The sequence below is a fragment of the Chroogloeocystis siderophila 5.2 s.c.1 genome, from assembly GCF_001904655.1.
GTDB lineage: Bacteria > Cyanobacteriota > Cyanobacteriia > Cyanobacteriales > Chroococcidiopsidaceae > Chroogloeocystis > Chroogloeocystis siderophila.
In genome coordinates this window covers 45,961-72,104 of the sequence record NZ_MRCC01000003.1, presented here as the reverse complement: position 1 = coordinate 72,104, position 26,144 = coordinate 45,961, and the positions used below count along the sequence as shown (strand labels likewise).

General features: G+C 42.7%; 21 protein-coding genes. 10 read left to right on the top strand and 11 right to left on the bottom strand.

The window, feature by feature from the left end:
- Positions 1–51: 51 nt before the first annotated feature.
- Entirely contained in the window at positions 52–618 is a 567-nt protein-coding gene (locus NIES1031_RS03740) for an Npun_F5749 family FMN-dependent PPOX-type flavoprotein (protein ID WP_073548388.1), read from the top strand.
- Positions 619–621: 3 nt separating this feature from the next.
- Here NIES1031_RS03740 and cysE read toward each other — a convergent pair whose 3' ends face one another.
- Complete coding sequence (gene cysE / locus NIES1031_RS03735; RefSeq protein ID WP_073548169.1) at positions 622–1,407, bottom strand: serine O-acetyltransferase; 786 nt, start codon at positions 1,405–1,407, stop codon at positions 622–624.
- Positions 1,408–1,766: 359 nt separating this feature from the next.
- Here cysE and purH point away from each other — a divergent pair, with 359 nt between their 5' ends.
- On the top strand, positions 1,767–3,317 hold the full coding sequence (gene purH, locus NIES1031_RS03730) for a bifunctional phosphoribosylaminoimidazolecarboxamide formyltransferase/IMP cyclohydrolase (RefSeq protein WP_073548168.1): 1,551 nt from the start codon (positions 1,767–1,769) through the stop codon (positions 3,315–3,317).
- Between the two features lie 81 nt (positions 3,318–3,398).
- Positions 3,399–4,286 (top strand): GNAT family N-acetyltransferase, encoded by an 888-nt coding sequence (locus tag NIES1031_RS03725; protein ID WP_084544245.1) that lies wholly within the window; start codon positions 3,399–3,401, stop codon positions 4,284–4,286.
- A 13-nt stretch (positions 4,287–4,299) separates the two neighbouring features.
- Here NIES1031_RS03725 and NIES1031_RS03720 read toward each other — a convergent pair whose 3' ends face one another.
- The 3 genes from NIES1031_RS03720 to leuS all read right to left on the bottom strand — a co-directional run bounded on the left by NIES1031_RS03720 (position 4,300) and on the right by leuS (position 8,520).
- On the bottom strand, positions 4,300–4,947 hold the full coding sequence (locus tag NIES1031_RS03720) for a Uma2 family endonuclease (protein WP_073548167.1): 648 nt from the start codon (positions 4,945–4,947) through the stop codon (positions 4,300–4,302).
- A gap of 38 nt (positions 4,948–4,985) precedes the next feature.
- Positions 4,986–5,870 (bottom strand): UTP--glucose-1-phosphate uridylyltransferase, encoded by an 885-nt coding sequence (locus NIES1031_RS03715; RefSeq protein ID WP_073548166.1) that lies wholly within the window; start codon positions 5,868–5,870, stop codon positions 4,986–4,988.
- A 64-nt stretch (positions 5,871–5,934) separates the two neighbouring features.
- Entirely contained in the window at positions 5,935–8,520 is a 2,586-nt protein-coding gene (leuS, locus tag NIES1031_RS03710) for a leucine--tRNA ligase (protein WP_073548165.1), read from the bottom strand.
- Positions 8,521–8,989: 469 nt separating this feature from the next.
- Between leuS and NIES1031_RS03705 the strand changes: the two genes are divergently transcribed.
- Positions 8,990–10,036, top strand: coding sequence for a GGDEF domain-containing protein (locus tag NIES1031_RS03705; protein ID WP_218596655.1), 1,047 nt, complete (start codon positions 8,990–8,992; stop codon positions 10,034–10,036).
- Between the two features lie 18 nt (positions 10,037–10,054).
- On the opposite strand, the gene NIES1031_RS03700 is transcribed toward NIES1031_RS03705, so the two are convergent.
- Positions 10,055–10,744 (bottom strand): ATP-dependent Zn protease, encoded by a 690-nt coding sequence (locus NIES1031_RS03700; RefSeq protein ID WP_073548164.1) that lies wholly within the window; start codon positions 10,742–10,744, stop codon positions 10,055–10,057.
- A 141-nt stretch (positions 10,745–10,885) separates the two neighbouring features.
- On the opposite strand from NIES1031_RS03700, the gene NIES1031_RS03695 reads away from it, so the two are divergent.
- The 5 genes from NIES1031_RS03695 to NIES1031_RS03675 all read left to right on the top strand — a co-directional run bounded on the left by NIES1031_RS03695 (position 10,886) and on the right by NIES1031_RS03675 (position 16,811).
- Positions 10,886–11,539: a Uma2 family endonuclease gene (locus NIES1031_RS03695; protein WP_073548163.1), complete on the top strand. Its 654-nt coding sequence runs from the start codon at positions 10,886–10,888 to the stop codon at positions 11,537–11,539.
- Positions 11,540–11,672: 133 nt separating this feature from the next.
- Complete coding sequence (gene ppsA / locus NIES1031_RS03690) at positions 11,673–14,108, top strand: phosphoenolpyruvate synthase (RefSeq protein WP_073548162.1); 2,436 nt, start codon at positions 11,673–11,675, stop codon at positions 14,106–14,108.
- Between the two features lie 65 nt (positions 14,109–14,173).
- Positions 14,174–14,701, top strand: a complete 528-nt coding sequence (locus NIES1031_RS03685) for a universal stress protein (protein ID WP_073548161.1) — start codon at positions 14,174–14,176, stop codon at positions 14,699–14,701.
- Positions 14,702–14,952: 251 nt separating this feature from the next.
- Entirely contained in the window at positions 14,953–15,444 is a 492-nt protein-coding gene (locus NIES1031_RS03680) for a DUF3122 domain-containing protein (protein ID WP_236738713.1), read from the top strand.
- Positions 15,445–15,491: 47 nt separating this feature from the next.
- Entirely contained in the window at positions 15,492–16,811 is a 1,320-nt protein-coding gene (locus tag NIES1031_RS03675) for a bactofilin family protein (RefSeq protein ID WP_073548160.1), read from the top strand.
- 575 nt (positions 16,812–17,386) lie between these two features.
- Here NIES1031_RS03675 and nblB read toward each other — a convergent pair.
- The 5 genes from nblB to NIES1031_RS03650 all read right to left on the bottom strand — a co-directional run bounded on the left by nblB (position 17,387) and on the right by NIES1031_RS03650 (position 21,964).
- Complete coding sequence (nblB, locus tag NIES1031_RS03670) at positions 17,387–18,058, bottom strand: phycobilisome degradation protein NblB (protein ID WP_073548159.1); 672 nt, start codon at positions 18,056–18,058, stop codon at positions 17,387–17,389.
- A gap of 108 nt (positions 18,059–18,166) precedes the next feature.
- The gene (locus tag NIES1031_RS03665; protein ID WP_015190989.1) at positions 18,167–18,628 is read right to left on the bottom strand and encodes a CBS domain-containing protein; all 462 of its coding nucleotides are present in this window, start codon (positions 18,626–18,628) and stop codon (positions 18,167–18,169) included.
- Between the two features lie 137 nt (positions 18,629–18,765).
- Positions 18,766–19,800, bottom strand: coding sequence for a M42 family metallopeptidase (locus tag NIES1031_RS03660; RefSeq protein WP_073548158.1), 1,035 nt, complete (start codon positions 19,798–19,800; stop codon positions 18,766–18,768).
- 53 nt (positions 19,801–19,853) lie between these two features.
- Positions 19,854–21,563, bottom strand: a complete 1,710-nt coding sequence (locus tag NIES1031_RS03655; protein ID WP_073548157.1) for an ATP-binding protein — start codon at positions 21,561–21,563, stop codon at positions 19,854–19,856.
- A 173-nt stretch (positions 21,564–21,736) separates the two neighbouring features.
- Positions 21,737–21,964, bottom strand: coding sequence for a hypothetical protein (locus NIES1031_RS03650; RefSeq protein WP_015190992.1), 228 nt, complete (start codon positions 21,962–21,964; stop codon positions 21,737–21,739).
- 359 nt (positions 21,965–22,323) lie between these two features.
- On the opposite strand from NIES1031_RS03650, the gene lepA reads away from it, so the two are divergent.
- Positions 22,324–24,135, top strand: coding sequence for a translation elongation factor 4 (lepA, locus tag NIES1031_RS03645; RefSeq protein ID WP_073548156.1), 1,812 nt, complete (start codon positions 22,324–22,326; stop codon positions 24,133–24,135).
- Positions 24,136–24,229: 94 nt separating this feature from the next.
- Here the strand turns inward: lepA and NIES1031_RS03640 are convergent, their stop codons facing one another.
- Entirely contained in the window at positions 24,230–26,044 is a 1,815-nt protein-coding gene (locus NIES1031_RS03640) for an ATP-binding cassette domain-containing protein (RefSeq protein ID WP_073548155.1), read from the bottom strand.
- Positions 26,045–26,144: the final 100 nt, after the last annotated feature.

The window sequence follows — 26,144 nt, the reverse complement described above, 5'->3', positions numbered from 1 at the left end:
ACAGGTGATATATTACTTGATGATTAACTATTCCCGCTTCTTGTGATTGGTATGACACCTTGGCGATCGCCTCTAGCGCGTGCTTTGCATAAAAATCCGCAACCATCTCGCTATGTACAACTTGCAACGGTGCGCTTGGATAATCGCCCTGCCAATCGAACTGTTGTCTTTCGCGGTTTTCTAGAAAATACCGATCAGTTAAAATTTATTGTCGATGCGCGATCGCAAAAACCCGAACAAATTGCCCATCAACCTTGGGCGGAAGCGTGTTGGTACTTTATTGACACCCGCGAACAATTTCGGATTGGTGGTTACTTAACCTTAGTCGGCGAAGATCACCCTGATGCAACTTTACAACAAGCACGTCACAACACTTGGCGCGAAATTAGTGACGCAGCACGGTTACTTTTTGCTTACCCCCATCCTGGAAAGCCAAGAGATAATACAGGCTTTGACGTTCCACCACCAGATGCAACTCAGCCGTTAGCGCATTTTTGTCTATTGCTACTCGAACCTTTTGAGGTAGATCACTTAAAACTACGGGGTGAACCGCAGAATCGCTATCTCTATACTCGCAAAAGCGATCGCACTTGGTCTACTCAAGAAATTAATCCTTAAAGTTTAAATTCCAGCACCATCGAGAAACTCTTGAATTGCTTTATTTCTTAACTGACAAACCGCACCTTGAGTTACTGGTATTTCTTCCTGAGTTTGTAGTGCGTCACATGCTTCTTCCGCAGCGATCGAAATATGATATACAGGTGCAGGGATTTGCTTGTGCTGTAGCTGTTCTACTTGTTGTTCTAGCGATTCTATGCGATCAACCAAAGCGCGAATAACTTCAGCTTCTGAGTCGGGTAAACTACCATGTTCTAGAGGATCGACACGAACTCCAGAGCGATAGATGACACGCCCTGGTACACCAACAACTGTGCAATGAGAAGGAACATTGCGCAGGACTACTGAGCCTGCACCAATTCGCACATTATTACCAACTTCGATGTTACCTAAGACTTTAGCCCCAGCACCAACGACGACGTTATCGCCCAAGGTAGGGTGGCGTTTGCCGCTTTCTTTACCTGTACCACCAAGGGTAACTCCTTGGTAAAGCAAAACATAATCGCCAATAATTGCTGTTTCTCCAATTACAACCCCCATACCGTGATCGATAAAAAAGCCTTTACCGATCGCTGCGCCAGGGTGAATTTCAATTCCTGTTAAAAAGCGTGCTATAAAAGAGATCAGACGCGGAATAAAGGGAATACCTATCTGGTATAGCTTGTGCGCTATCCGATGCAAAATGATTGCTTGCAAGCCAGGATAGAAAAACAACACCTCCAGCCAGTTACGTGCTGCCGGATCGCGCTCGAAGATAATTTGAAAGTCAGCAAGCAGGGTAGAGAACACCTTAAAATACCCACTGTAGGCAAAACATCTCACAACTTATATTAACGTTTTCTGTGACTTGGCAATGAAAAATTTAAAATAAGTGCATTACTGCATAAATACATCAATTTGTATGCCACCATTTTTATTAATTCTATTTTTGCTTCTCAGTTCCGGTTGGATCACAGAAATCTTCGTGCTAACTCCGTTAACTCTTTTCAGAGAATTTCACATACCCAATATGTTAATTTGGGGTGCAGTTGCGCTGGTTTTGTTTTGGTGCTTCGGGGAATGAATTGCGAAGTGGTAATTGTGCATTGAGATTGACACTTATAAAAAATGATATGATTTTCAACTCGGAACTAAGGAAGTTGTGAACTATGGCGCGTCTAGCACTGCTGAGCGTATCTGATAAAACAGGATTGGTTGATTTTGCTCGAAGTTTAGTTGCAGAATTTGGCTTCGATCTGATCAGCAGTGGTGGTACAGCCCAAGCCCTGAAAGATGCCGGATTACCAGTCACAAAGGTCGCTGATTACACAGGTTCGCCAGAAATTTTAGGCGGAAGAGTCAAAACATTACATCCACGCATTCATGGCGGGATTTTAGCGCGTCGTGATGTTCCGCAAGACGTTGCAGATTTAGAAAATAATCAAATTCGCCCCATTGATTTAGTCGTAGTTAACTTATATCCATTTGAATCGACGATCGCTCAACCTGATGTCACTTTACCCGATGCGATTGAACAAATTGATATCGGCGGTCCTGCTATGCTGAGAGCAGCAGCAAAAAATTACGCTCATTTAACAGTTTTGTGCGATCCTGCGCTATACGAGGCTTATTTAGAAGAATTACGGCAACATGATGGTAATGCATCGCTTGAATTTCGCCAAGAATGCGCAATTAAGGCATTTTCGCATACATCGGGTTATGACCAGGCGATCGCATTTTATTTGAGAGGTCAGGGGTCAGAGGTCAGGGATCAGAGTTTATCACAACAGTATACACTTGAGGGGACGCAGTTGCAGGTTTTGCGGTATGGGGAAAATCCGCATCAGGAAGCAGCTTGGTATCAAAGTGGTGCTGTTGCTAGTGGCTGGGCAGCGGCTAAGAAACTTCAGGGAAAAGAATTGAGTTATAACAACTTAGTTGATTTAGAAGCAGCGCGGCGAATTATTGCTGAATTTACGGATACTCCGGCTGCGACAATTATTAAACACACAAATCCTTGTGGCGTTGCATTAGGAAATTCGCTTGTAGAAGCTTACGCTAAAGCTTTTAATGCAGATTCGACTTCGGCTTTTGGGGGAATTGTCGCACTTAATCAATCGATTGATGCTGCGACTGCTACTGAGTTAACAAAAACATTTTTAGAATGTGTGGTAGCACCTGGATGTGAAGCAGAAGCCCAAGAGATATTGGCAGCTAAATCTAAATTACGTATTCTGATTTTACCACAGTTAAGTGCAGGACCAAAAGAAACAGTAAAGGTTATTGCAGGTGGATTCCTAGTACAAGCAGCAGATGATGTTGTTGCTGATACTAATAAATGGCAAGTTGTGACGCAAAAACAACCTACACCAGAACAATTTGCCGAATTATTGTTTGCGTGGAAAGTTTGTAAGCACGTAAAGTCGAACGCCATTGTTGTGACGCGCGATCGCACGACTGCAGGTGTCGGCGCAGGGCAAATGAATCGTGTCGGTTCAGTGCAAATTGCTTTAGAACAAGCCGGAAAAAAAGCCAATGGTGGATTTTTAGCAAGTGATGGTTTTTTTCCATTTGATGACTCGGTAAAAACTGCTGCTGCTGCGGGAATTTCTGCGATCGTGCAACCTGGTGGTAGTATGCGCGATCAAGATTCGATTAATGCGGCGAATGATTTAGGCTTAGTCATGGTATTTACAGGAATACGCCACTTTTTACATTAAAACTGCGTACGCATTGCCGGAATTCATAATAATCTTGTGTAGTATGTGCTGAATACTACTAAAAGAATTGTCGGCTAAACCATGAATCAACACTACTTTCAACAGTCTTTTTCTTGCGATCCCACTTTATACAAACGATTGTTTACATTGCTAGAAACCGTATTTTCTAGTTTTGGTTTTGATATCAGCAACTTAGTCGAATCTGCAAGAAAACTGGGTGCGCCTTGGGAAGCGGTTTCTACTCCATTTATTCGGTTTCACGATGACATCGCGATTGCGCATGTAGGTGTTTTAGAAATTCCGCTGCTGATTATGGGAGAAAGTGTAACAGTCGGAGGAATTCACGCTGTTGCAACGCATCCTGAATATCGTCGCCGTGGGTACTATCGGGAAATTATGACGGAAGTGGTGGATTATTGCGATCGCCGTTATGAAACATTAGTACTCACAACCTCACAACCTGAATTATATGAACCTTTTGGCTTTCGTGTCGTGGAAGAACATAAGTTTGTGACACAGTGCGATGCAAGTAGTAGCGATCGCTTGCGCTTATTGGATTTTTCCGACTCAAACGATCTCAAGATACTGCATCGACTTTTAGAAACTCGCACACCCGTCTCAAATGTTGTTGGAGTTTTGCCGCAGCAAGAAAAAGCTTTATTTTGTGTCAATGAAGCAACTCGCCCTCTATACTACGCAGAAGATTTAGACGTAATTGTTTGTCTGGAAATTGAAGATACTCAACTCAAGCTTTTTGATGTAGTAGGAACTAACATTCCTACATTAGATGCACTTTTGGCAAGAATTTCCCAGCCTATTAAGGAGATTATAGTATACTTTAGTCCCGATCGCCTAAATGCAAATTTTCAAGGTGTTCCCCACGTACTAGACGAGGCATTCTTAATGGTGCGCGGTGAGTTTGCGGCAGAAGGTAAGGAATTTATGTTACCGCGTTCTGCGCGTTGTTGAAGTGCGATTGCTGCTAATATTGCTCTCGAAGAATGTTTTCAAACTCTCTTAGGGCAACACTAGAGCCTGCATTCCAAGCACGTTCTACATATACAGGAATCAGTTCTTTGACAGGAATTGTTGGGAATAGTGAACTTTTTGAGCTTTCTTGATAATGCTGCCCATCAAAAAGATAAATATTCAGTGTTTGATTGCGATATATCCAAAGTTCCGGAACACCAATAGCCGTGTAATCTTCAGGTTTTGTAGATGATGTCAAATCTATTTCAAGTGCTAAATCAGGAGGCGGATCGCTTTCTAAATCAATGCGTTCTTTTCCTAAGATTGCTTCGCGATTTTGAATGTAAAAGCAAGCATCTGGTTCTAACCCTTTTTGCTCGAACCGCTTTAGGGTGAGTGGATCAAAGCCTTCCCAGTCATGCTTGAGGTGTCGCAGAAGACTTTTGACTAAATCAGAAAGTGTATCAGATTTTTTACTATGTTCGGGCAAAGGTGCCATGATGCGAAGCTCGTGCGTTGTTGCGTCAAAATAAATTTTTATTGCTGCTTTATCTTGACGACTTGCTAATAGTGCTTGGTAATCTGACCAGGTTTGATGACGTAAGATCACTTCAGCACCAGGTGGTAGATCAATACTGTCTTTAGTAACGGTTAGATCCATTGGTCAATTTTAAGTAGCTTAATATTTAAGTATATGCATTAAAAATCAGTTTTATTTCTAAAATCGATCATTGTCTGGAGGTACGCTTCGGGCATTCCGGTATCAAAACAACGCCCTTTAACAAGGTAGCCTGTCATTCCTTCAGCTTCACGCAATCGATCGAGTGCAGATGTTAGCTGAAATTCGCCGCGATCGCGTCTATTCTTCTTAATATTTTCTTCTAAAAAGTCAAACAACTGCGGCGATAGTGCATACAAGCCAAATATACACAAGAATTCATCTTTAGGTATTCCCTGTACACGTAGATGTTGACGTGCATATTCTATTGATGGCTTTTCATAAACTTGTGTAAGATTAAGAATTGATTCTTGTTGCCAAGTACCGGCAATACAACCAGCTTTATGAATCATTTTTGCTGGCATTGTTGTTAATCCAATCGTACTTTGATTCACTTGGTTGAAGATATTCAAGACCTGTGTCGTACAAGATTTTTCAATATTAGAAACATAAACATGATCGCCTAGCATTAACAGAAAAGGTTCATTATTTACCCATTCTTTAGCACAGAATATAGCATGACCATAGCCTTCTTGTATATCTTGTATCAAGATGGTAACTTTACTGCCTAAATCTTGGAGATATTGGCTATATTCTTGATTTTGTGGTGATAATTTTTGAAAGAGTTCTGGTCTAGATAGCGTGTGAAAGAAGTCTGAAAATAAAGTGCGATCGCTTGTTTGTACAATTATCCCTACTTCTTCAATTCCGGCGTTAACGGCTTCTTCTACAATAATTTGAATAACAGGCTTTGCTCTTCTATCTTTGTCAATAATTGGGAAGAGTTCTTTTTTAATAGCTTTGGTTGCTGGGAATAAACGAGTACCAAACCCTGCTGCAGGAATTACTGCTTTGCGAATTTTCATGATGGAACGAACCACATAGGTGTAGGCTTCCCGTAGGGTATATACAAAGAGCGCAAAGAATTAATTAACCTACGACAAAGTTGACAAGTTTTCCAGGTACAACAATGACCTTTTTTACGTCTTTACCTTCAATGTAACGCTGCGCGGCTTCAGATTCGCGGGCGAATTTTTCAAGTTCGGCTTTGTCAGCTTGCGCGGGGACTTGTAATTCACCGCGTTTTTTACCGTTGATTTGAACCACTAACGTGATTTCGTCAGCGACTAAGGCTGATTCGTCGTACTTCAACCAAGGTTGAATGTGAATTGATTCAGTATTGCCCAATAGATGCCACAATTCCTCAGCAATGTGGGGCGCAAAAGGTGCTAGTAATATCAGTAAGGTTTGAATACCTTCAGCATAAATTGCGGAGTTTTTGCACGGTGCATCAGCAAGCGCGTTACTCAACTTCATTAACTCAGAAACAGCGGTGTTAAATTGATATTCGCCTTCTAAGTCTTCCGTCACAGCCTTGATTGCAGTATGAATCGCGCGTCGCAATTCTTTTTCGGGTTTAGTTAATGCTGCTGGCTGACTAACAACCGCTGGCTGATTGCTGTAATCAGTAACTAAACGCCAAACACGATTTAAAAAGCGAAATTGTCCTTCAACATCAGCGTCTTCCCACTCTAAGTCTTTTTCGGGAGGTGCTTTGAATAAGATAAACATCCGTGCGGTATCCACACCATACTTTGCTAAGACTTCTTCAGGATCGATACCGTTGTATTTGGATTTTGACATCTTTTCGTAAAAGACTTGTAACGGTTCGCCTGTTTCGGGATCTTTGGGGTCGTTAGGATCGACTTGTGCGGGTGCAATGTATTTACCAGTTACAGGATTTTTATAGGTAATTCCTTGTACCATTCCTTGCGTTAATAGGCGTTGGAAGGGTTCGTCAAAGTTCAATAAGCCGCGATCGCGCAACACTTTAGTAAAGAATCGCGAGTACAATAAGTGCAAGATCGCGTGTTCGATACCGCCTACGTACTGATCGACGGGCATCCAGTCATTTGTTTTTGCTGGATCAAAAGCCTGCTGATTATTTTTAGCATCAGGATAACGCAAGTAATACCACGACGAATCAATAAACGTATCCATCGTGTCGGTTTCGCGCTTGGCTGGTGTTCCACAAGTTGGACAAGGGACATTTACCCAGTCGAGTTGTGCTAAAGGCGAACCACCACGACCTGTAAATTCGACTTCTTCGGGCAATTCTACAGGTAAATCCTCATCGGGCACTGGAACTATGCCACAGTTAGGGCAATGAATTACGGGAATGGGTGCGCCCCAGTAGCGTTGTCGCGAAATTAACCAATCGCGCAGACGATATTGAACGCGTGCGTTGCCATAACCATGTTTCTCGGCGTATTGAACGATCGCTGCTTTCGCGTCGGTCGAAACCATGCCATCAAATTCACCCGAATTTACCACAATGCCAGGTTCTACATAAGCCGCCATTAAAGGTGCTGATGCATCGCCATTTTCGGGAATAATCACAACTTTGATCGGTAAATTCTGCTGTTGGGCAAACTGGAAATCACGCGCGTCGTGGGCGGGAACTCCCATAACAGCCCCAGTACCGTATTCATACAAGACATAATCTGCGATCCAAATGGGAATTTCTTCGCCGGTGAAGGGATTAATTGCTTTACCACCTGTGGGAATTCCTCGTTTAGGTTTATCTTCGGCGGTACGTTCTAATTCACTTTGGTTCGCAACTTCTTGCACAAACGCTGCTACCGAGGCTTGTCGATCAGGTGTCGTAACGCGCTTTGTCAATGGGTGTTCGGGCGCTAAAACGACATACGTTACGCCGTAAACCGTGTCAGGGCGTGTTGTATAAACGCCAATTTTTTCATCTGAACCGACAATGGGAAACTCTAAATAAGCACCAATTGATTTACCAATCCAGTTTGCTTGCATCAACTTGACGCGATCGGGCCATCCTGGTAATTTGTCTAAATCACTGAGTAATTCTTCGGCGTAATCGGTGATTTTCAAGAACCACTGACGCAACAATTTACGTTCGACTTTCGCACCACTGCGCCACGATCGCCCTTCGCTGTCTACTTGTTCGTTGGCAAGTACCGTTTGATCGATTGGGTCCCAATTGACTGCGGCTTCTTTTTGATACGCAAGTCCCGCTTTGAGAAATTGCAAGAAAATCCACTGCGTCCACTTGTAATAATCGGGAGAACACGTTGCGACTTCGCGATTCCAATCGATTGATAAACCCAAGCGTTGCAGTTGTGATCGCATCTGCGCAATATTCTGATACGTCCACTTCGCCGGCCCAATTCCACGATCAATCGCTGCATTCTCTGCAGGTAAACCAAACGCGTCCCAACCCATAGGGTGTAATACCCGATATCCTTGCATTCGCTTCAATCGGGCAATAACATCTGTAATTACGTAATTACGAACGTGACCCATATGCAGGCTACCCGACGGATAGGGAAACATCGATAGCGCATAAAATTTCGGCTTAGCACTATCTGTCTGAGTTTGGTCTAAACCAAGTTCCGCCCAAGTTTGTTGCCACTTTTCCTCGATCGCTGCGGGGTTGTAACGCGACTCCACGAAAGTCACTCCTGATATTGTCTCTGTCACCATATTTTAAATGGTTATCGCTGCAAATATAAGGATTTTGTCCGCCACTGTAGTCAGCAAATTACTCAACATATAAAAAACACATCACTTTTTCTGACTTTTTCTCACTCTAATCTTCACTGAGTTTTTTTAAAATTTTGCATAGCTGATATGACAAGTATCAAATTTTGATATAAATCATACTTTTGCTAGTGACAACGATTCTTTTTATAAGTGATAATACGGAAATAATTAAAACATATATTACTTAACTTAAAGATAATACGTAGTTTAAATTGATAGAGTCTATAGACAATAGCAAACAAAAAAATGATTATTCTATAAAATTAAGATAAAAAAATGATTTTAATACTGAATATTTAGTGACAATAAAATATCCGATTTCAAGATAAAATTCTAAAAACCTATAATTTAATTTGAATACGTAAAGATTTTAAAGTATTAAAAATTATTCATTACAAAATAAACTTTAATGTGTGCAGAACCTTTTATTACTGGAGTTCCAAACATTAAGATTGAGCAGATAGATAGCATCATGCATCCTTCAATTCTAACCGTTGGCGAGAAAGATTTTTTTGCTAGGTTGCCATACCAAATTCGTCATGGCACAGGTTTTACTGTAGAGTTTGCCGTTGATGTGAGCGAAGCACAAAACTGGATTGAGGTCAGACCTCCCGATATCCTGATGGTACAGGCTGGCTTGGAACAAAGTCTAGACCTTTGCCGCTGGCTCAAGCAGCAAACACCGCTGTCTTGGATATACTGTATTCTTGTAGAAGATCGCGCACAACTCATCGCTGAAAGAAAGCGTGCGCATTGGAATTGGGAACTCGACACGACTGCTACAGCATTAGAGGAAGCCGCAGATGCTTATGTATGGCTACCAGACGGTAATTTGAATTTAGAAGATAGTACGCAGCCAGTTACGCGTCTTTTACTTGCACATATTCAAGTTGGTTTGCGGAAAGTAAAAAAGTATCGCGATCTTCTTCAAACTAACAATTTGTTGTCCACGATCGCCTATGTCGATCCACTAACAGAACTCAATAATCGTAGGGCTTTAGAAAGTAATTTAGTTCGCCACATTCGTACTAGCCGAAATTATGAAATACCGCTGAGTGCTTTGATGCTAGACGTTGACTATTTTAAAGTTGTAAATGATACATACGGGCATTTAATCGGCGATCACATTCTCAAGTTACTAAGTTCGCGTTTACGCTACAACTTACGCTCAGGAGATATTCCCTTTCGCTACGGTGGTGAGGAATTTGTAATTTTGCTGCACAACACCAACTGTCAAGATGCATTCGTTGTTGCGCGTCGATTGCAACGCATTGTAAGCGAGCAACCATTTGTCATTGACAATGCCCTGTCAATTCCCATTACAATTAGCATCGGCACAAGTTGTCTTAGGACGTCTGACGATTCTGAAGGTGTGCAAATGCTAGCACGTGCTGATGAATATTTATTACAAGCTAAAGCGGCTGGCAGAAACTGTATTATCAATTGCACAGACTGAACAATTTGTAATTCGTAATTATTTATGCTCTTGTGTTAGTGAATTGATTAAGTTGCGGCATTCAGTGGCATCAATACGCTTTTGCATTGCAGCAATTAATGCTTCATATGCTGTCCAATTTTGTTGTAGTAAGTTACGGGCTTGCAAGCTACAAAATCGCTGTTTCAATTCTACACTTGCAGCAGAAAATCCTAACGATGAAAGTACAGTATGAAGATGTTGACGGTCGTCAGCACCACCTTCGGCTTGATCGTAAACCAAAGTTTCGGCGGCAATTCCTGCCATCCAGATGGTACAGTAGCGATCTAATAATTGTGCAGAAATTGTGCCTTGTGCAAGTTGAGATACAACTTCTGTATCATCAAAGCTAACGCTACCCTGTCCTGGTTGTTTTTGTTTTAAAGCTTCCCAAGCACTTAAAGCATAGCCTGTCACCGGAATTCCTAAAAGATGCGCGACAAGGAAGTGTCCAGCTTCATGGCGAATAATGCGATCGCGGTGTTGAGGAGAAAAACTTGCTAACCAGTCTAATACTAAAGTACCACCCTTACCTTGTAAGCTAAAACTATCTAAAGTGGCAAGCCCTAAGAGGCTAAAGGTTGTGATCGCAGGAATTGTAGGAGATACATTGAATATTGGTCCTAGCAAAGCCGTCATTGTTGTTAAAAATATGGCGATCGCTGTTAAATTAAGCGCAGTTTGACTCATGGTGTGATTTTATCTTTTATTGTAACGATTCTTAATTATTAGGTTATCTTGCAGAGGCTGGGTGTTCAAGAACACAGCTATAGAGCAAGGCTCGATTGAAGTAAAATATTTAATATTCGGCAATACTGGAATTTTACGGCGATGGTTAATCCACCTCCAGCCTTAAGTACCGTTCCTACTGACACCTGGGTAGCAGCAGCTTGGGAAGATTTTCTGACGTTTGCAGACGATCCAACTTTGGTAAGTGGGAGATTTTACTACGATGAAGGCTGCATGAGAATTGAGATGTCCCCTATAGGTTCTGCACATAGTCAAGATAATTCGATTGTTTCTACAGTTATTGTTTTGTATGCAGCAATTAAGAACATTGCAATTAAAGAACTGACAAATCCTAGTCTGAGAAAAGCTGGATTGCAAGAAGCCCAGCCAGATATCGCATACTATCTCGGCAAAAACTTGAGATTTCCGCCGCGTAACAACGCACCTGTAAACTTAAATGAACTCGATCCACCAACACTCGTAGTCGAAGTCGCAGTTTCCTCCTTAGAAGACGATACTAATCGCAAACAAAAGCTTTATCAACGCATGGGTGTGCAGGAATACTGGGTTGTTGATGTCAATGCAGGTAAAGTGATTGCAAGTTGTTTAACACCAACACAAAGTCATTTCATTCGAGAATCGCAAGTATTACAAGGACTAGATATTAATTTAGTAGAAGAAGCCCTGAAGCGTTCTCAAACTGAAGACGATGGGGCAATTAGTCGGTGGTTGATTGCTACACTAAATCAGCAGTAACGTCAACACAACCTCACAATTTCCTCAAGTTGTTTTCCTATAACTAAAGATGTAGGAATGAGAAGTAAATCACGAGTTCTCCACAAAAGCTTCTCACAAAAACTAACTAAGCTTGAGAAGAGGAAGTTGATTGATGTTGCAAACTACGGTTGCTCAAACTGCTGGTAAGCAAGATTTTGTATTGGAATTAGATACAGTTAGCCTAGCTGATCTTGCCTTGGTGGGTGGTAAAAATGCTTCTTTAGGAGAAATGATCCAGCAACTGTCCAACCAAGGAGTTAACGTTCCCAGTGGTTTTGCTACCACCGCAAAGGCTTATCGCTACTTTATGCAGTCGGCTGGATTGGAAGCAGAATTAGGTAAATTGTTTGCAGATTTAGATATTGAAGATGTCAACCAACTACGACAAAAAGGTAGACAAGCGCGTTCATTGATTTTGCAAACGCCATTTCCCGCAGAACTTGAAGACGCGATCGCTGCTGCGTATGATAAGCTGTGTCAGCGTTACGGTTTTGATACAGATGTTGCGGTACGTTCGAGTGCTACTGCGGAAGATTTACCCGATGCAAGTTTCGCCGGACAACAAGAAACTTATCTCAACGTCCACGGCTTAGCCGCAGTTCTCGATGCTTGTCATCGATGCTTCGCTTCACTCTTTACCGATCGCGCGATCTCCTATCGGCAAATCAAAGGATTTAACCACTTAGATGTTGCGCTTTCTGTCGGCGTGCAAAAAATGGTGCGATCAGACCTAGCATCTTCAGGAGTCATGTTCTCAATTGATACCGAATCTGGCTTCAAAGATGCAGTGCTAATCACCGCCGCGTATGGTTTAGGGGAAAACGTTGTGCAAGGAATGGTGAACCCTGATGAATACTTGGTGTTTAAACCCACCTTACAAGCAGGTTTTCGCCCGATTTTAGAAAAGCGTCTAGGAACAAAAGAACTCAAACTTATCTACGATGTTGGCGGTTCTAAGCAAACAAAAAACGTTCCTGTACCTCTCGATGACCGGATGCAGTTTACACTTAACGATGAAGAAGTTCTGCAACTCGCGCGTTGGGCTTGTTTGATAGAAGATCATTATTCCCAAGTGCGGGGAACTTTCACACCGATGGATATCGAATGGGCAAAAGACGGAATTACAGGAGAAATGTTTATTGTCCAAGCACGTCCTGAAACGGTGCAGTCGCAAAAACATCAGAATTTATTAAAAAGTTACTCGCTACAAGAACACAGCCCAGTTCTGGTAAAAGGACGGAGTATTGGCGAAGCGATCGGTCAAGGAAAAGTCCGCGTGATTCTGGATGTCCACAAACTCGATCAATTCAAAGCTGGAGAGGTTTTGGTGACGTATAAAACCGATCCTGATTGGGAACCAATTATGAAAAAAGCAAGTGCGATCGTCACAAATCAAGGTGGGCGTACGTGTCATGCAGCCATTATTGCACGCGAGTTAGGAATTCCAGCGATTGTCGGTACAGGGAATGCAATCAGCGTACTCAAATCTGGTCAAGAAGTCACCGTTTCGTGTGCCGAAGGTGAAGAAGGTAAAGTTTATCAAGGCATATTACCTTATGAAGTTCAGGAGGTAAGGCTAGAAAATTTACCGCGTACCCGCACGCAAATTACGATCAACTTGGGTAATCCTGCCGAAGCGTTTGGTGTGGCGGCGATTCCTAACGATGGTGTCGGGTTAGCACGCTTGGAGTTTATTATCGCTAACCATATTAAGGTGCATCCGTTGGCGTTGGTTCACTTTGACGAACTTCCAGAAAATGCGATTAAAGATGAAATTGCCACGTTAACTTGCCAATATGAACACAAGCCACAATACTTTGTTGATAAGTTAGCGCAAGGTGTAGCAACTATTGCAGCAGCTTTTTATCCAAAACCTGTAGTTGTTAGGCTATCAGACTTTAAGAGCAACGAATACGCTAATCTCTTGGGGGGAGGTGATTTTGAACCGCAAGAAGAAAACCCGATGCTAGGTTGGCGGGGAGCATCTCGATATTATAGCGATCGCTACCGCGAAGGTTTTGCTTTGGAATGTCAAGCGATCAAAAAAGTGCGGGAGGAAATGGGCTTGACAAATGTCATCTTAATGGTTCCATTTTGTCGGACACCCGATGAAGGACGCAAAGTCTTAGCTGAGATGGCAAAACACGGCTTGGTACGCGGTGAAAATGATTTACAAGTCTATGTGATGTGTGAGTTACCTAGCAATGTGCTGTTAGCCGAGGAATTCAGCCAAGTTTTTGATGGTTTTTCGATTGGTTCTAACGATCTAACGCAACTTGCGTTAGGCTTAGACCGCGATTCAGCAATGGTTGCAGATTTATTTGACGAACGCAACGATGCGGTAAAAAAATTAGTACAAATGGCGATCGCATCTGCTAAAAAATTCAATCGTAAAATTGGTATCTGCGGTCAAGCCCCCAGCGACTACCCTGAATTTGCTCGCTTCTTAGTCGAACAAGGAATTGATTCAATTAGCCTTAACCCTGATTCGGTACTGAAAACACTCCTACAAGTCGCTGAGGTGGAAGGATTAGAGATCAAATCCTAAAGTTGCCAAAATTGATTAACCCTGACCTCTGACCCCTACTATATATTTCCTTAAGGAACGTTCCTATGTATACCAGAATTCTCGTTGCACTTGATCGTTCTCCTATAGGCGAACAAGTTTTTCAACACGCAGTCGATATTGCTAAAGCAACGAATGCAAACATGATGTTATTGCACGTTCTTTCTCCCGACGAAGAGGGAAGCCCTGATATTTCGTTGATGCGAGAAGAATACTATCCTGGCTTAAGCAGTGAAATTGCTGAGTTGCATCGTCAGCAATGGCGCGAGTTTGAAGCGCAAGGAATTGAAATGTTACGCGATCGCAGCGAACAAGCTACAAAAGCAGGTGTGAAAGCTGAATTTGAGCAAGTTTTTGGTACTCCTAGTCGCGTGATTTGTGACTATGCACGTAAGTGGAAAGCCGATTTAATTATCTTAGGGCGGCGCGGTCATTCTGGTATTAAAGAGTTGTTTCTTGGTAGTGTGAGTAATTATGTCCTTCACCATGCGCCAGCCTCGGTTTTGACGATTCAATCTAGTAGTGGTAAGGATACTCAAGTTAGCCCAAAGCAACAAGCTGAAGTATTATCATAACTTTCAAAACTGCTGCTAGTTTCTGACTAGCGCAGTTGTTTTTTTAACTGCATAGGCGTAGCCTTCCCGAAGAGTAGGACACAAAAAATACAAAGAAAAGAAGAGAGTAATTTCATATTGTTTCAATATCACTAACATAATCTGTTACTAATTCAATTATCTATTACCTGTTACCCAAGTTAGAAATAAAGGAGAAAATGATGCGTTTCAGAAGAAAGCGAAGGTCGGTATACCGATTTATTTTAAAACCTTTGTTTTGGCTATTATTACTAGGAATTTGGACAACGATTGTATTTCTAAGTACAGGAACTTTTCTATCACAACCAGTGCTTGCAGTGATTAATCAAATTGAAGCACCAGGAGAAATACTTTATCGTTCGCAGCAGCGATTACAAGATTCTTCCGGAAATTATTGGCAGGTCATCTTATTTAAGCAAGTTCAAATTGGACAACCTCCTTTAGTTAATTTAAGACTTGTTGGATTTCCAGGAGTTGCTGAGTTAATTCATCCACAACCACTGCGAATAACAACGCCTACGGGTGAAATTTTAACGGCAAATGATGTGTTTTTAGTCGAAGCACCAGCACCAACTATTGGTCAATATGATGTCAGAAATATTTTGCCTAACTTACCTGTAGAATCACTGCAACTCAGTTTACCTTTAGCTGGCGATCGCTTTATCAATATTTCTGTGCCGCGATTTGTTGTCCAAGAATGGCAGGAAGTTGCTGCTAAAGCATAAATAATGATTGTTTTGGTGCATCAGCAAAAACACCGGAGAAATTGATTATGAGGCATAAAAGATGGCGTACTGTCGGTATAGGATTTCTCTGCACCTTACTATTGTTACTCGTCTTCTTTGCTACGCCAGTTTGGTCATTGGTCAGTCGTAGTGGAGATCAAGTCATTATCGCTGCAAATGAAGTGATTGCCGACGACCTGTATGTTGCTGGTCGGACAATTACAATTAATGGCATTGTCAACGGCGATCTTATAGCAGTTGGTCGTTTAATTACAATCAATGGTACAGTCCAAGGCGATCTTATAGCTGCTGGTCAAGCAGTTATCATAAACGGTACTGTAAACGACGATCTCCGAGTCGTTAGTCAAGTTACACAGTTGAGTTCCAATGCCCGCATCGGGGATGATGTTGTTGCTGCTGGTTGGAGTTTTGAAAGTGTCGCTGGTAGTACAGTAGCAAGCGATTTAGCTTTTGCCGGATGGCAAGCGCTGTTAGCAGGGAGTGTTGGGCAAAATGTCATCGGCAGTATGGCAGCATTAGAACTGCGTAGTAGCGTTGGTAGTAATATTAATGTTGCAATAGGTGCTGAAGGCGACGCACCTGAAGCTTATCCGCCGTTTTTCCCTCAACCACCCGTTCCAGTTCCCCAATTACGCGCGGGTTTAACCGTAGCAGATTCGGCGCAAATCGGTGGCAATTTGACTTACAGATCTCCTGATGTTGTAAACATTAGTCAGCAAGCACAAATCGCTGGTGGTGTCTTACGTGAAGAGTTACCAGAAGTCGAAACATCTGCACCAGATCCAGTAGCAACAATTGTTCAGCAGTTACAGTACTTTCTTGCTTTAGTATTGGTGGGATGGCTATTGTTCAAGTTTTTGCCGTCTTGGATTCAAAACTTGGCAGCGATCGCCCAAGCTAAACCTCTACCAAGTTTAGGATGGGGAATTGTCACATTTTTCGCCGTGGGAATCATAGCGATCACGATCGCATTTGTGACGTTTGTTCTTACAGCTTTATCAGCTGTCACTTTACCGATTCTCATTATTCCAATTATGGGTTTAGGAACACTCGCTAACCTTGCCTTATTCGTTAGTTTCTTCCTCTTCGCAACCTTTGTTCCTCAAATTATCGCTAGTCTACTTGGCGGACGTTGGTTGATGCAGAAACTACAACCGAACACATCATCAAGGCGTTTTTTTTCTCTTGTCGTGGGCTTGTTAGTCTTTATAATTTTGACTACAATCCCCATCATAGGTGGTCTGCTTCATCTAGCAACAATCTTGCTAGGCTTGGGTGCATTGTGGATTTGGACACGCAACAAACGCGATCGCACATCCACAGAACGTCAACTGACAGCAGTATAAATTACAATTCGGCTTAGCCTTATTACTACTGACCATCTTTCTACTTACTGAGTATACCTCCTGTATGAATCTTAGATGCCCTTCGACTTTCTTTGGGGCTACTCAAACGGAATTGACGAGCACACACTCCCATTAAGAGTTTTCTTAGTAAGTCTACAGTGGTAGATGTCTGTTTAGCGGCGAATTCATTCGCAATTTTCTTCATGCAGGAGGTCTAGTGTCTAGAATAAAATAATACATACCACATCGGTAAACGCGCGTAGTGCTTTTATTTTGATATCAAATTGAGGTGTCATAAATCTTTATAAGAGAGAGCATATGACTTCTTGTTATGCTTGCTCAGTAATTTCTGATATGGTTAAGTCCTAACGCTCCAAACCACGATGCATTTACTGTGCATTCCTAGGATCTTCTATTGTGGTGTATCTAAAAGTTCACTCCAAATTTGACTGCAAACCGCGATCGCTGCCATAGTACACCTGCCTTTTGCTAAGAGTGAGAACAAGTGTACTACTAAATAAAAAAGCGATCATACCATTTAAAGTAAATTCAAGATATCTTTAAGCGCTAGTAATCTAACCCATCTGCTCTAAAGCCGTTTTAGCTTCCTGCGCTACAGCTTCTACTTCGTCATTTACCATTTCTTTTAATATCGACTGTGCTTGCGTTCCACCCAATTTTCCTAAAGCTTGAGCAGCACGGTAGCGTACTTGCCAATCTGCGTTAGAGACATGAGGGACTAGAAGTTCTACGGCACGTGCGTCTTTCAAGTCTCCTAACGAGCTAATTGCCGCAGTTTTTACTAAGTCAATATCTGAATTGAGTGCTTCTTGAAGCAAGTCAAACGAACGCGGATCGCCTAATTCGCCTAATGTAGCAACAATACTAAACTTGATCAGCCACTCACTTGTGCTGTGATAGAGTTGCTCTAAATCAGTATATGCCTCAGTTAATTTTAAAGCACCGATGCAATCCGCAGCAGCGGCTTGGACGTCAGGTTCAGGGTCATTTTTGAGGCGATCGCGCAATAAATCTAATGTCACTTGCAAGTTTTGTCCACCCAAAGTATCCATTTGGCTGACCGCCGAATAGCGGACACGTGCATTAGGATCTTGAACTGCGCTTTGTGCCAATTCAAAAGCCAGCGCGGTATCTTCGAGTTCCCGAATTTGGTTCACCGCCCGCAAGCGTTCTCCCAAATCTTCAGAACTAAGCATTTGTTTGACAGTTTCAGGTGCAACACTCATTATAATTATTCCAAGTTTAGAGGGGTCAGAAGTCAGGCTTCAGGTGTAGAAGAGAATTATGAGTGGTTTTAACTCAAAACTCATCTAGTCACTCATCACTCCTAATCATTATTCATCCGCTGCCATTGCCCGCACGACATCACCACGCGTGAGAATGCCAATGATTTTTCCTTCGGCATCAATCACAGGTAAGCGACGAACTTCGCGATCGTGCATTAACTTGGCAGCTTCTCGTAAAGACTTATCTGGCGAAACAGTAACTGGATCGCTACTCATCACTTCCCCGACAGTTTGCCCTAGTGCTTTGTGCAAATCGCGCTCGTATTTGGCTGGATTTTGTAAATAAATCACACTATCGAGAATCATAATGTAAGCAGGCGGAGTAACACCCGTTTCCTGCCACATCAAGTCTGTTTCAGAGATAATGCCGACTAATTTGCCATCATCGTCAATCACAGGCAAACCGCTGATGCGTTTCTCTGCCAGAATCTGAATAGCTTCGTTTAACGGTGTTTCTGGGCGCACGACGATTGGATCGCGGCTCATCACCTCGGCAACAGTCTTAGGCATTTAATTACAGCTATCTACAATTCAAGTCCTCTGGGATCATTGTATAAAATTCAGGCTCTTAACCTGCGCAGGTTCATGGTTTGTAACTAGAAGAAAGAAGTGAGGGGCGAGGGGTGAAGGAAGTCACTCTACAGTTCTTAGTCGAAGGGAGTTTCGCAGAAAGCTTGGAGTAATTTGATGCAGTTGGCGATCGCACCTAAATGCGCAATTTCATAGCCGTGGGTATTTTGTGTAGGAAATGCCAAACACGCCGCACGCGGTACATGACCAAATTTCATGGCGATTGAAGCATCGCTACCAAAGCCGCTTAGTGTTGCTAGCTGCACTGACATCTCTAGTTTGTGTGCCACTTGTCTTAGTTGTCCATTGAGTGTTTCATCGTAAATTCCGTATCCATCTTGAGATAGAATTACAGGTGCTTCTCCCGATTTGATTGGGTATTCTGGCGCGAGGGGACAAATTTCTAAGGCGATCAAAGCATCTAAATGCTGTTTTTGACTAAAATACAGCGCACCGATCGCACCTACTTCTTCTTTTGCCGAAGCCACGAGATAAGTATCGACAACTGGCTGTTTAACTTTTTCGGCTAATGCTAGCAAAATTGCAACTGAAGCTTTATTATCAAGCGTATAACTCGCAATATGATCTTTTAACCGCGCGGGGCGTTTGCGATGTTTACCAATGACGACACGCGTTCCTGGGCGAATTCCCACTGCATTGAGTTCTTCTAGCGTACACTTGGTTTCAATCCAAGCGTTTTCCCATTTGACTGGAGTATCTTCTTGCAATTCTTTTTGCGGTGATTCGTGCGATACATGACGCGAACCAAAACTCAAAATACCGCTTATCGTTTCCTTATCACCGAGTAAATCAACAACGCCTTCGCCATAAATCCAAGGATAAGAACCTCCTAGCCTGCGGACTTCGACTTGTCCCGCATCGCCCACTGTTTTGACAATTGCACCAATTTCGTCTTTGTGTGCAGTAATTGCGATCGCTCGACTCGCATCCTGTCCTGGAATTTTCGCAATAATATTATCCGCGCGATCGTGCCATACTTCTACTGAGGCGGCAAATTTTTGTAGTAACAATTGATTAATCTCTGCTTCAGCACCACTCGGCGAATGATGCATCACCAATTCTTCAATCAGGTTAAATATTTCGTCGTACATGCGTAAGAGATTTGGGAAACTGAATAATGACTAGCCTTTAGCCCCTAGTTACATTACACGTCAAAATTTTCCGTTGGTATTGATACCATCACGGGTACTTGATAGAGTGGCACAGTAAATGTCACAGTAGAGCCTAGTCCTTCGCCCATACTGTAGAAGTTAACTGTACCGCCCATTGCTTCTACTAATTTTTGCGAAATTGTCAGTCCTAACCCTGTACCACCGTATTGTCGCGTCCGCGAACCATCAACTTGACTAAACGATTGAAAGAGTTTGTCTTGTTTGTCTAGCGAAACACCGATTCCTGTATCCGCAACGCGGACTTTGACTAACCCTGGAAATTCCTGATTTTGGAAGGTAAACTTCTTGCGGACAACATCAGCATTAATTGTAATTCCGCCTTCATGAGTAAATTTCAGCGCGTTGCTGACTAAATTGAGTAGCACTTGCTTGAGTCGTTGATAATTACCGTGCAGAATAATTTCATCTGAGGTATCCGGCATACAGATGTGAAAGCTCAAGTTTTTCTGTTCAGCTTGAGTGCGTGTAAATTCTTCTACCGCAACAAAGAGTTCATCAAGCTTGACAGGACCTAGTTCTAGTTCCATCTTGCCAGCTTCTATCTTGGCAATGTCTAAAATATCGTTGATGATATCGAGTAAATGAATTGCCGAAGAATACGCCTCTTGAATAAATTCTTGCTGCTCTTGGGGGTCGTCTGCCATGCCCTCCAAAATTAATTTTAAAAAGCCGATCATGCCGTTAAGTGGCGTGCGGATCTCGTGCGAAGTATTTGCGAGAAACTCGCTTTTGAGTCGCGAAGCTTCTTCGGCTTGTTGGCGTGCGAGTTCGAGTTCTTTATAAAGTGTTGCGTGGGCGATCGCCGTTCCAATTTGATCCGCAACTTCTCCTACCAGATCTTTTTCCGCGACACTCCACTGTTGCGGGCAGTCTTGCTCGCGTTGAGTAGTGTCGTAGACTAGACTAATTAACCCATTAGGTTGGTCTTGATAACAGGTGGCGACGATCAGTTGTATCTGTTGAGTTGTCTCAATAATGATCGGTTGTAATGTTGCGAGTGCTTGACAAAAGCTGGGATCTTGCGCGATCGCCAATTCTAACCCGATCATTGAAGGACTTGGCTCAGTCGTGTATTCTGCAACCGCGCGAAGATAACCTTGTTCTGGTAAATAAGAATAAATAATGCACTGCGTTGCGCCTAAGGTTTTACCTAAGCTATCAACTGCTTGCTGCCAAATAATATCTAAATCTAACGTCCGACGAATGTTGCGGGCGATTTGCGTCAACTGTTTTTTGAGTCTGGCAAATGTTTCTGTGGGGTGGTTCGCGGTTTTTACTTGTCCTTCGTGCGATCGCCCCATGACTAAAACTGTATTCGTTTGAGCGCTAGCTGTTAATACTGGGACAAGAGTAATATCTAAAAAAAACAATTTTTCTGCACAACGAAACAAACACTGAGATTGTTCTGGCATTGCGCTTTGTATGACTTTCTGCAGCTTTTCGCGATAATCCTTCTGGTTTACTGGGGTAAAAATTTCGTCAAGCGCTGTTCCAATTATTTGCTCGTCGGTAATTCCATGTTCCTTTGCCTGTTGCCAATAAAAAGCTAAGTAGCAACCGTCTGCATTTTGTATAAAAGCTAACTCTGCACCTATAATTCCTAGCGGATTGGATATCGTGTCGAGCAAGTCTAAGTTTTGCACAGAAAGTGACGGTTGAGAATAATTGGCATTAACATTCATTACAAGCTGAAGTATACGAGTGGCGAGTAATCTAGCTAGATTGATAGTTGTTTCGAGTTTGACACAAATTTACAGAATTTAGGGAAATTTGATAGCTACGGTTAAAAAGATATTTGGCAAAAGACGTTAATTTGCTCTTGCCGTGTGCTGATTTGATTGTCTGTTATGCGGCGTTAATCGTTCCATTCACCGCGTGGTGGTACGGGGGTACGTCTGAAAGTACGGCTAAGTTCGTCATCACGCTGAGTTTCACCCCGCAACCACTGTCGAATTGCCGCCTCGATTACTTTACTCGGATCGTTGGTTAAGTGTTGAATTTGTTCGACTAATTCTGAATCCAAGTGAACGGCAATTTCTACTTTGTCAGTTAAACTTTCTGAGTCAATGGCATTTTCATTCATAAGCACTTAAAAAGACTTGGAAAGAAGTTTACTAGCGATGGCTTTGCGAATTTCAATCAATCTAATTTATTTTGTCAGATTTCAAAGAAGACACACCTTCTATTGTCTATTGTACGCCCCCAAATAAGCAATACTAAAAAGCAGATAGACAGATTCATGCTTAAGACTGATAGAAGCTATGCGCACTTAGAATAAATCTTGTACTGTGTAGCAATCGCTTAGCTTTAATTCCTACCTGACAGCTACTATATAAGGAGCGATCGCCGTTAATCAATCGCAGCGTCTTAGCTCAAAAAAGTTTAAAATGCGTTAAAGATTCCTATTTCTTAACAGTATTGCTTGCTGCTAGATCAAAAAATATGACTGACGTCCCCGCAGAGCGCATTCGTAATTTCTCTATTATTGCTCACATCGACCATGGGAAATCGACCCTTGCCGATCGCTTGCTACAAACCACTGGTACAGTAGAAGTTCGGCAAATGAAAGAGCAGTTTCTCGACAACATGGACTTGGAACGGGAGCGCGGCATTACAATTAAGTTGCAAGCGGCTCGGATGAACTATCAAGCTCAAGATGGTCAAAATTATGTCTTAAATCTGATTGATACCCCAGGACACGTTGACTTTTCTTATGAAGTATCTCGGAGTTTAGCAGCGTGTGAAGGTGCGTTGCTTGTAGTTGATGCTTCGCAAGGGGTAGAGGCGCAAACGCTGGCAAATGTTTACTTGGCACTGGAACATAATCTAGAAATTATCCCTGTTTTGAATAAAATTGATTTGCCAGGAGCCGAACCAAACCGCGTTGCTGGAGAAATTGAAGAAATTATCGGGCTTGATTGTAGTGGCGCGATTCTGGCTTCGGCAAAAGAAGGGATTGGGATTGATGAAATTTTAGAGGCAATTGTTCAGCGCGTCCCACCACCGCGAGATACCGTCAATGATCCGTTACGCGCGTTGATTTTTGATAGCTACTACGACAGTTACCGAGGCGTGATTGTTTATTTTCGCGTGATGGATGGTACGGTCAAAAAAGGCGATCGCATTCGCTTAATGGCATCAAAGAAAGAATACGAAATTGACGAATTGGGCGTTCTTTCTCCAACTCAAAAGCAAGTTGACGAACTTCATGCAGGGGAAGTAGGTTATCTTGCTGCTGCAATCAAAGCGGTAGCAGATGCACGCGTAGGCGACACGATTACCTTAGCAACAAAACCAGCCGTAGAACCCTTACCAGGTTACACCGAAGCCAAGCCAATGGTATTCTGTGGAATGTTTCCCATCGATGCGGATCAGTTTGAAGATTTGCGCGATGCGTTAGATAAGCTAAAACTCAACGACGCGGCGTTAAATTTTGAACCGGAAACATCAAGTGCAATGGGTTTTGGCTTCCGTTGCGGCTTTTTGGGATTACTGCACATGGAAATTGTGCAAGAACGTTTAGAGCGCGAGTATAATCTCGATTTGATTATTACCGCCCCTTCTGTGGTTTACCGCGTTACAACGGTTAAGGGCGAGGTGTTGTATATCGATAACCCTAGTACGTTACCTGCACCCAACGAACGCGAAAAAATTGAAGAACCGTATGTTCAAGTTGACATGATTACCCCAGAAACCTATGTTGGGACTTTGATGGAGTTGTGTCAAAATCGGCGCGGTATCTTTAAAGATATGAAGTACTTGACACAAGGGCGCACGACATTAACGTACGAGTTGCCACTTGCAGAAGTCGTTACTGACTTTTTCGATCAATTGAAGTCGCGATCGCGCGGTTATGCCAGCATGGAATATCAACTCATCGGCTACCGCGAAAACCCATTGGTCAAACTTGATATTATGATTAACGGCGACCCTGTTGATTCACTGGCGATGATTGTCCATCGCGATAAAGCCTACAATGTCGGACGCGCCATGGCAGAAAAACTGAAAGAACTTATTCCCCGTCATCAATTTAAAGTTCCCATTCAGGCGGCGATCGGTAGTAAAGTGATTGCCAGCGAACACATCCCAGCTTTGCGTAAAGACGTTTTAGCTAAGTGCTACGGTGGTGACATCAGCCGTAAGAAAAAGCTCCTACAGAAGCAAGCTAAAGGGAAAAAGCGCATGAAAGCTGTGGGAACTGTCGATGTACCACAAGAGGCGTTTATGGCAGTACTACGGTTGGATCAAGCTTAGCAGGGGAGCTTGAGAGAGTTATGAGTTGTGAGTGCTGTTAGCTACCGCAATGCGTAGCACGTGTTGAGTTAAGAAAAACCTTCTAATTCAAAACTCACCCCTCTTTAATAAAAGACTTGATCTCATCAAAGCTTCCCTCAGCGACGACTCTACCTGCTGTAAGGACAATAATATTGTCAGCACGGCGAAGAACAGCATGACGGTGTGATACTGCAAGACAAGTCGGTTGCCAAGTAGATTCTGCTATTTTATCTTGAGTACTTGCAGCAAATAAACGCGACCAGACAAGTTGCTCAGTTTCTATATCAAGCGCACTGGAAAGATCGTCAAAGACAAGTAATTCTGGTTGATGGACAAACATCCGTGCTGCTGCGGCGCGTTGTAACTGTCCTCCAGAAAGACGCATTCCTTTGGTTCCAATGATAGTTTCCAGTCCTTCCGGCATGGTAGCAAGATCGCGATCAAAAGCTGCTAGAGCGATCGCTTGTTCGATGTTTCCTTGTTGCCATCCCAGCGTGATATTTTCCTGGAGAGTACCACTAAATAATTGCGGAACTTGCGGGGTATAAGCACTGCGCGGCGGTATAAAAAAAGTAGCAGGATCGGTAACTTCCTTTCCATTCCAATAAATTTTACCGCCTTGTTTGGGTAATAACCCAAGTAGGGCACGTAGCAGTGTCGTTTTGCCAGCACCAATGCGACCTGTAATTACAGTAATACTACCGCGTTGTATTGTTAAATTAATATCAACAACTCCCTGATTTGTACCAGGGTAGAGGTATGTTAAGTTAACTGCCTTCAACTCATTGAGATAACTCTGCGTATCGCGGTATGGTTGCACAACTAATGGTAGCTTGGGCTTTTGTCCCCAGATATTATCTAAATACAACGGTTGAGGTGTCACAAGATTCGTTGCAGTAACGACACCATCTTTTTGTACCAATGAACCCATGCGCTCAAAAGAGACTTTAGTTTGCTTGGATAGTGCCAGAAAACCTCCTAATGAACTGATAAACTCAGTGACAAATGACAGATAGTAAACAAATAGCGCGAAGTCTCCTACACTAATTGTGATCGCATTCCTTGATAGCGCGATCGTCAGCAAGATTAACCCTGTACCGACGCTAACAAGATTTTGTAAAATTGAATTGAGGATAGCGGTAAACACTTGATCCTGCACCATCAATCGTTGCCGTTGTTGATTGAGTTGCCGAAACCGCGCTAGTACAGGTTGTTCAGCACCTGCAACTTGAATTGCTTGCACTGAACTGAAGATTTCACCAATTAATCCTGTCACGTTTTGCGTTGCTTGGCGACTTGCACGGCGATAGCGTTTAATACGGGTTTCAGCGCGTTGAATGACAATTGCGATCGCAACTAATGGCAAAAACACAAACAAAGTTAACCACACATTGACGCTGAAAAGAATCACCAACGCGATCAGTGCGAAAACTCCTTCGCCTAAAATTTCATTAGTCCCAACGACGTTATCTTCAACTTGGTTCGCATCTTCGCGGAAATAACTCAATACCTCTCCAGGAGATACTGTAGCAACCTTGTAATTGGTGCTTAAAGGTTGTGCGCCAGGACGTTGCAGCAACTGTGCTAAAAGATTGTGGCGTAGCAGAGAACTCATCGTAAACCGGTGCTGAGTTTTGGTAACGCGACCTGTAAAAATTGCGAGAATTCTTGCTAACCCAGTTGCTAACAATAATGCAACAAGTGTTTGAGGAGATGCGTTGAGTTGTGAGTCATTAGTGAGAGTATTAAAGAACTCGCGGACAAGCAAGCCTGGAATTGCAGGTAATCCCATGATAAACAGCCACAGGATCGTGTCTGCTAAATAGAGTTTTGGCGTATAAAGAATCATCCGCCAGAGAAGTTGCCAGATAGAAACAGAGTTTTTCATTCAGATAAAAACAAGGCGATCGCTACATTCACGTCTTGATCGTGTTTAGTGGTAGGTCATTTTTGTGACATCGGCAGAGTTATATTCTCCAGCTATAAAA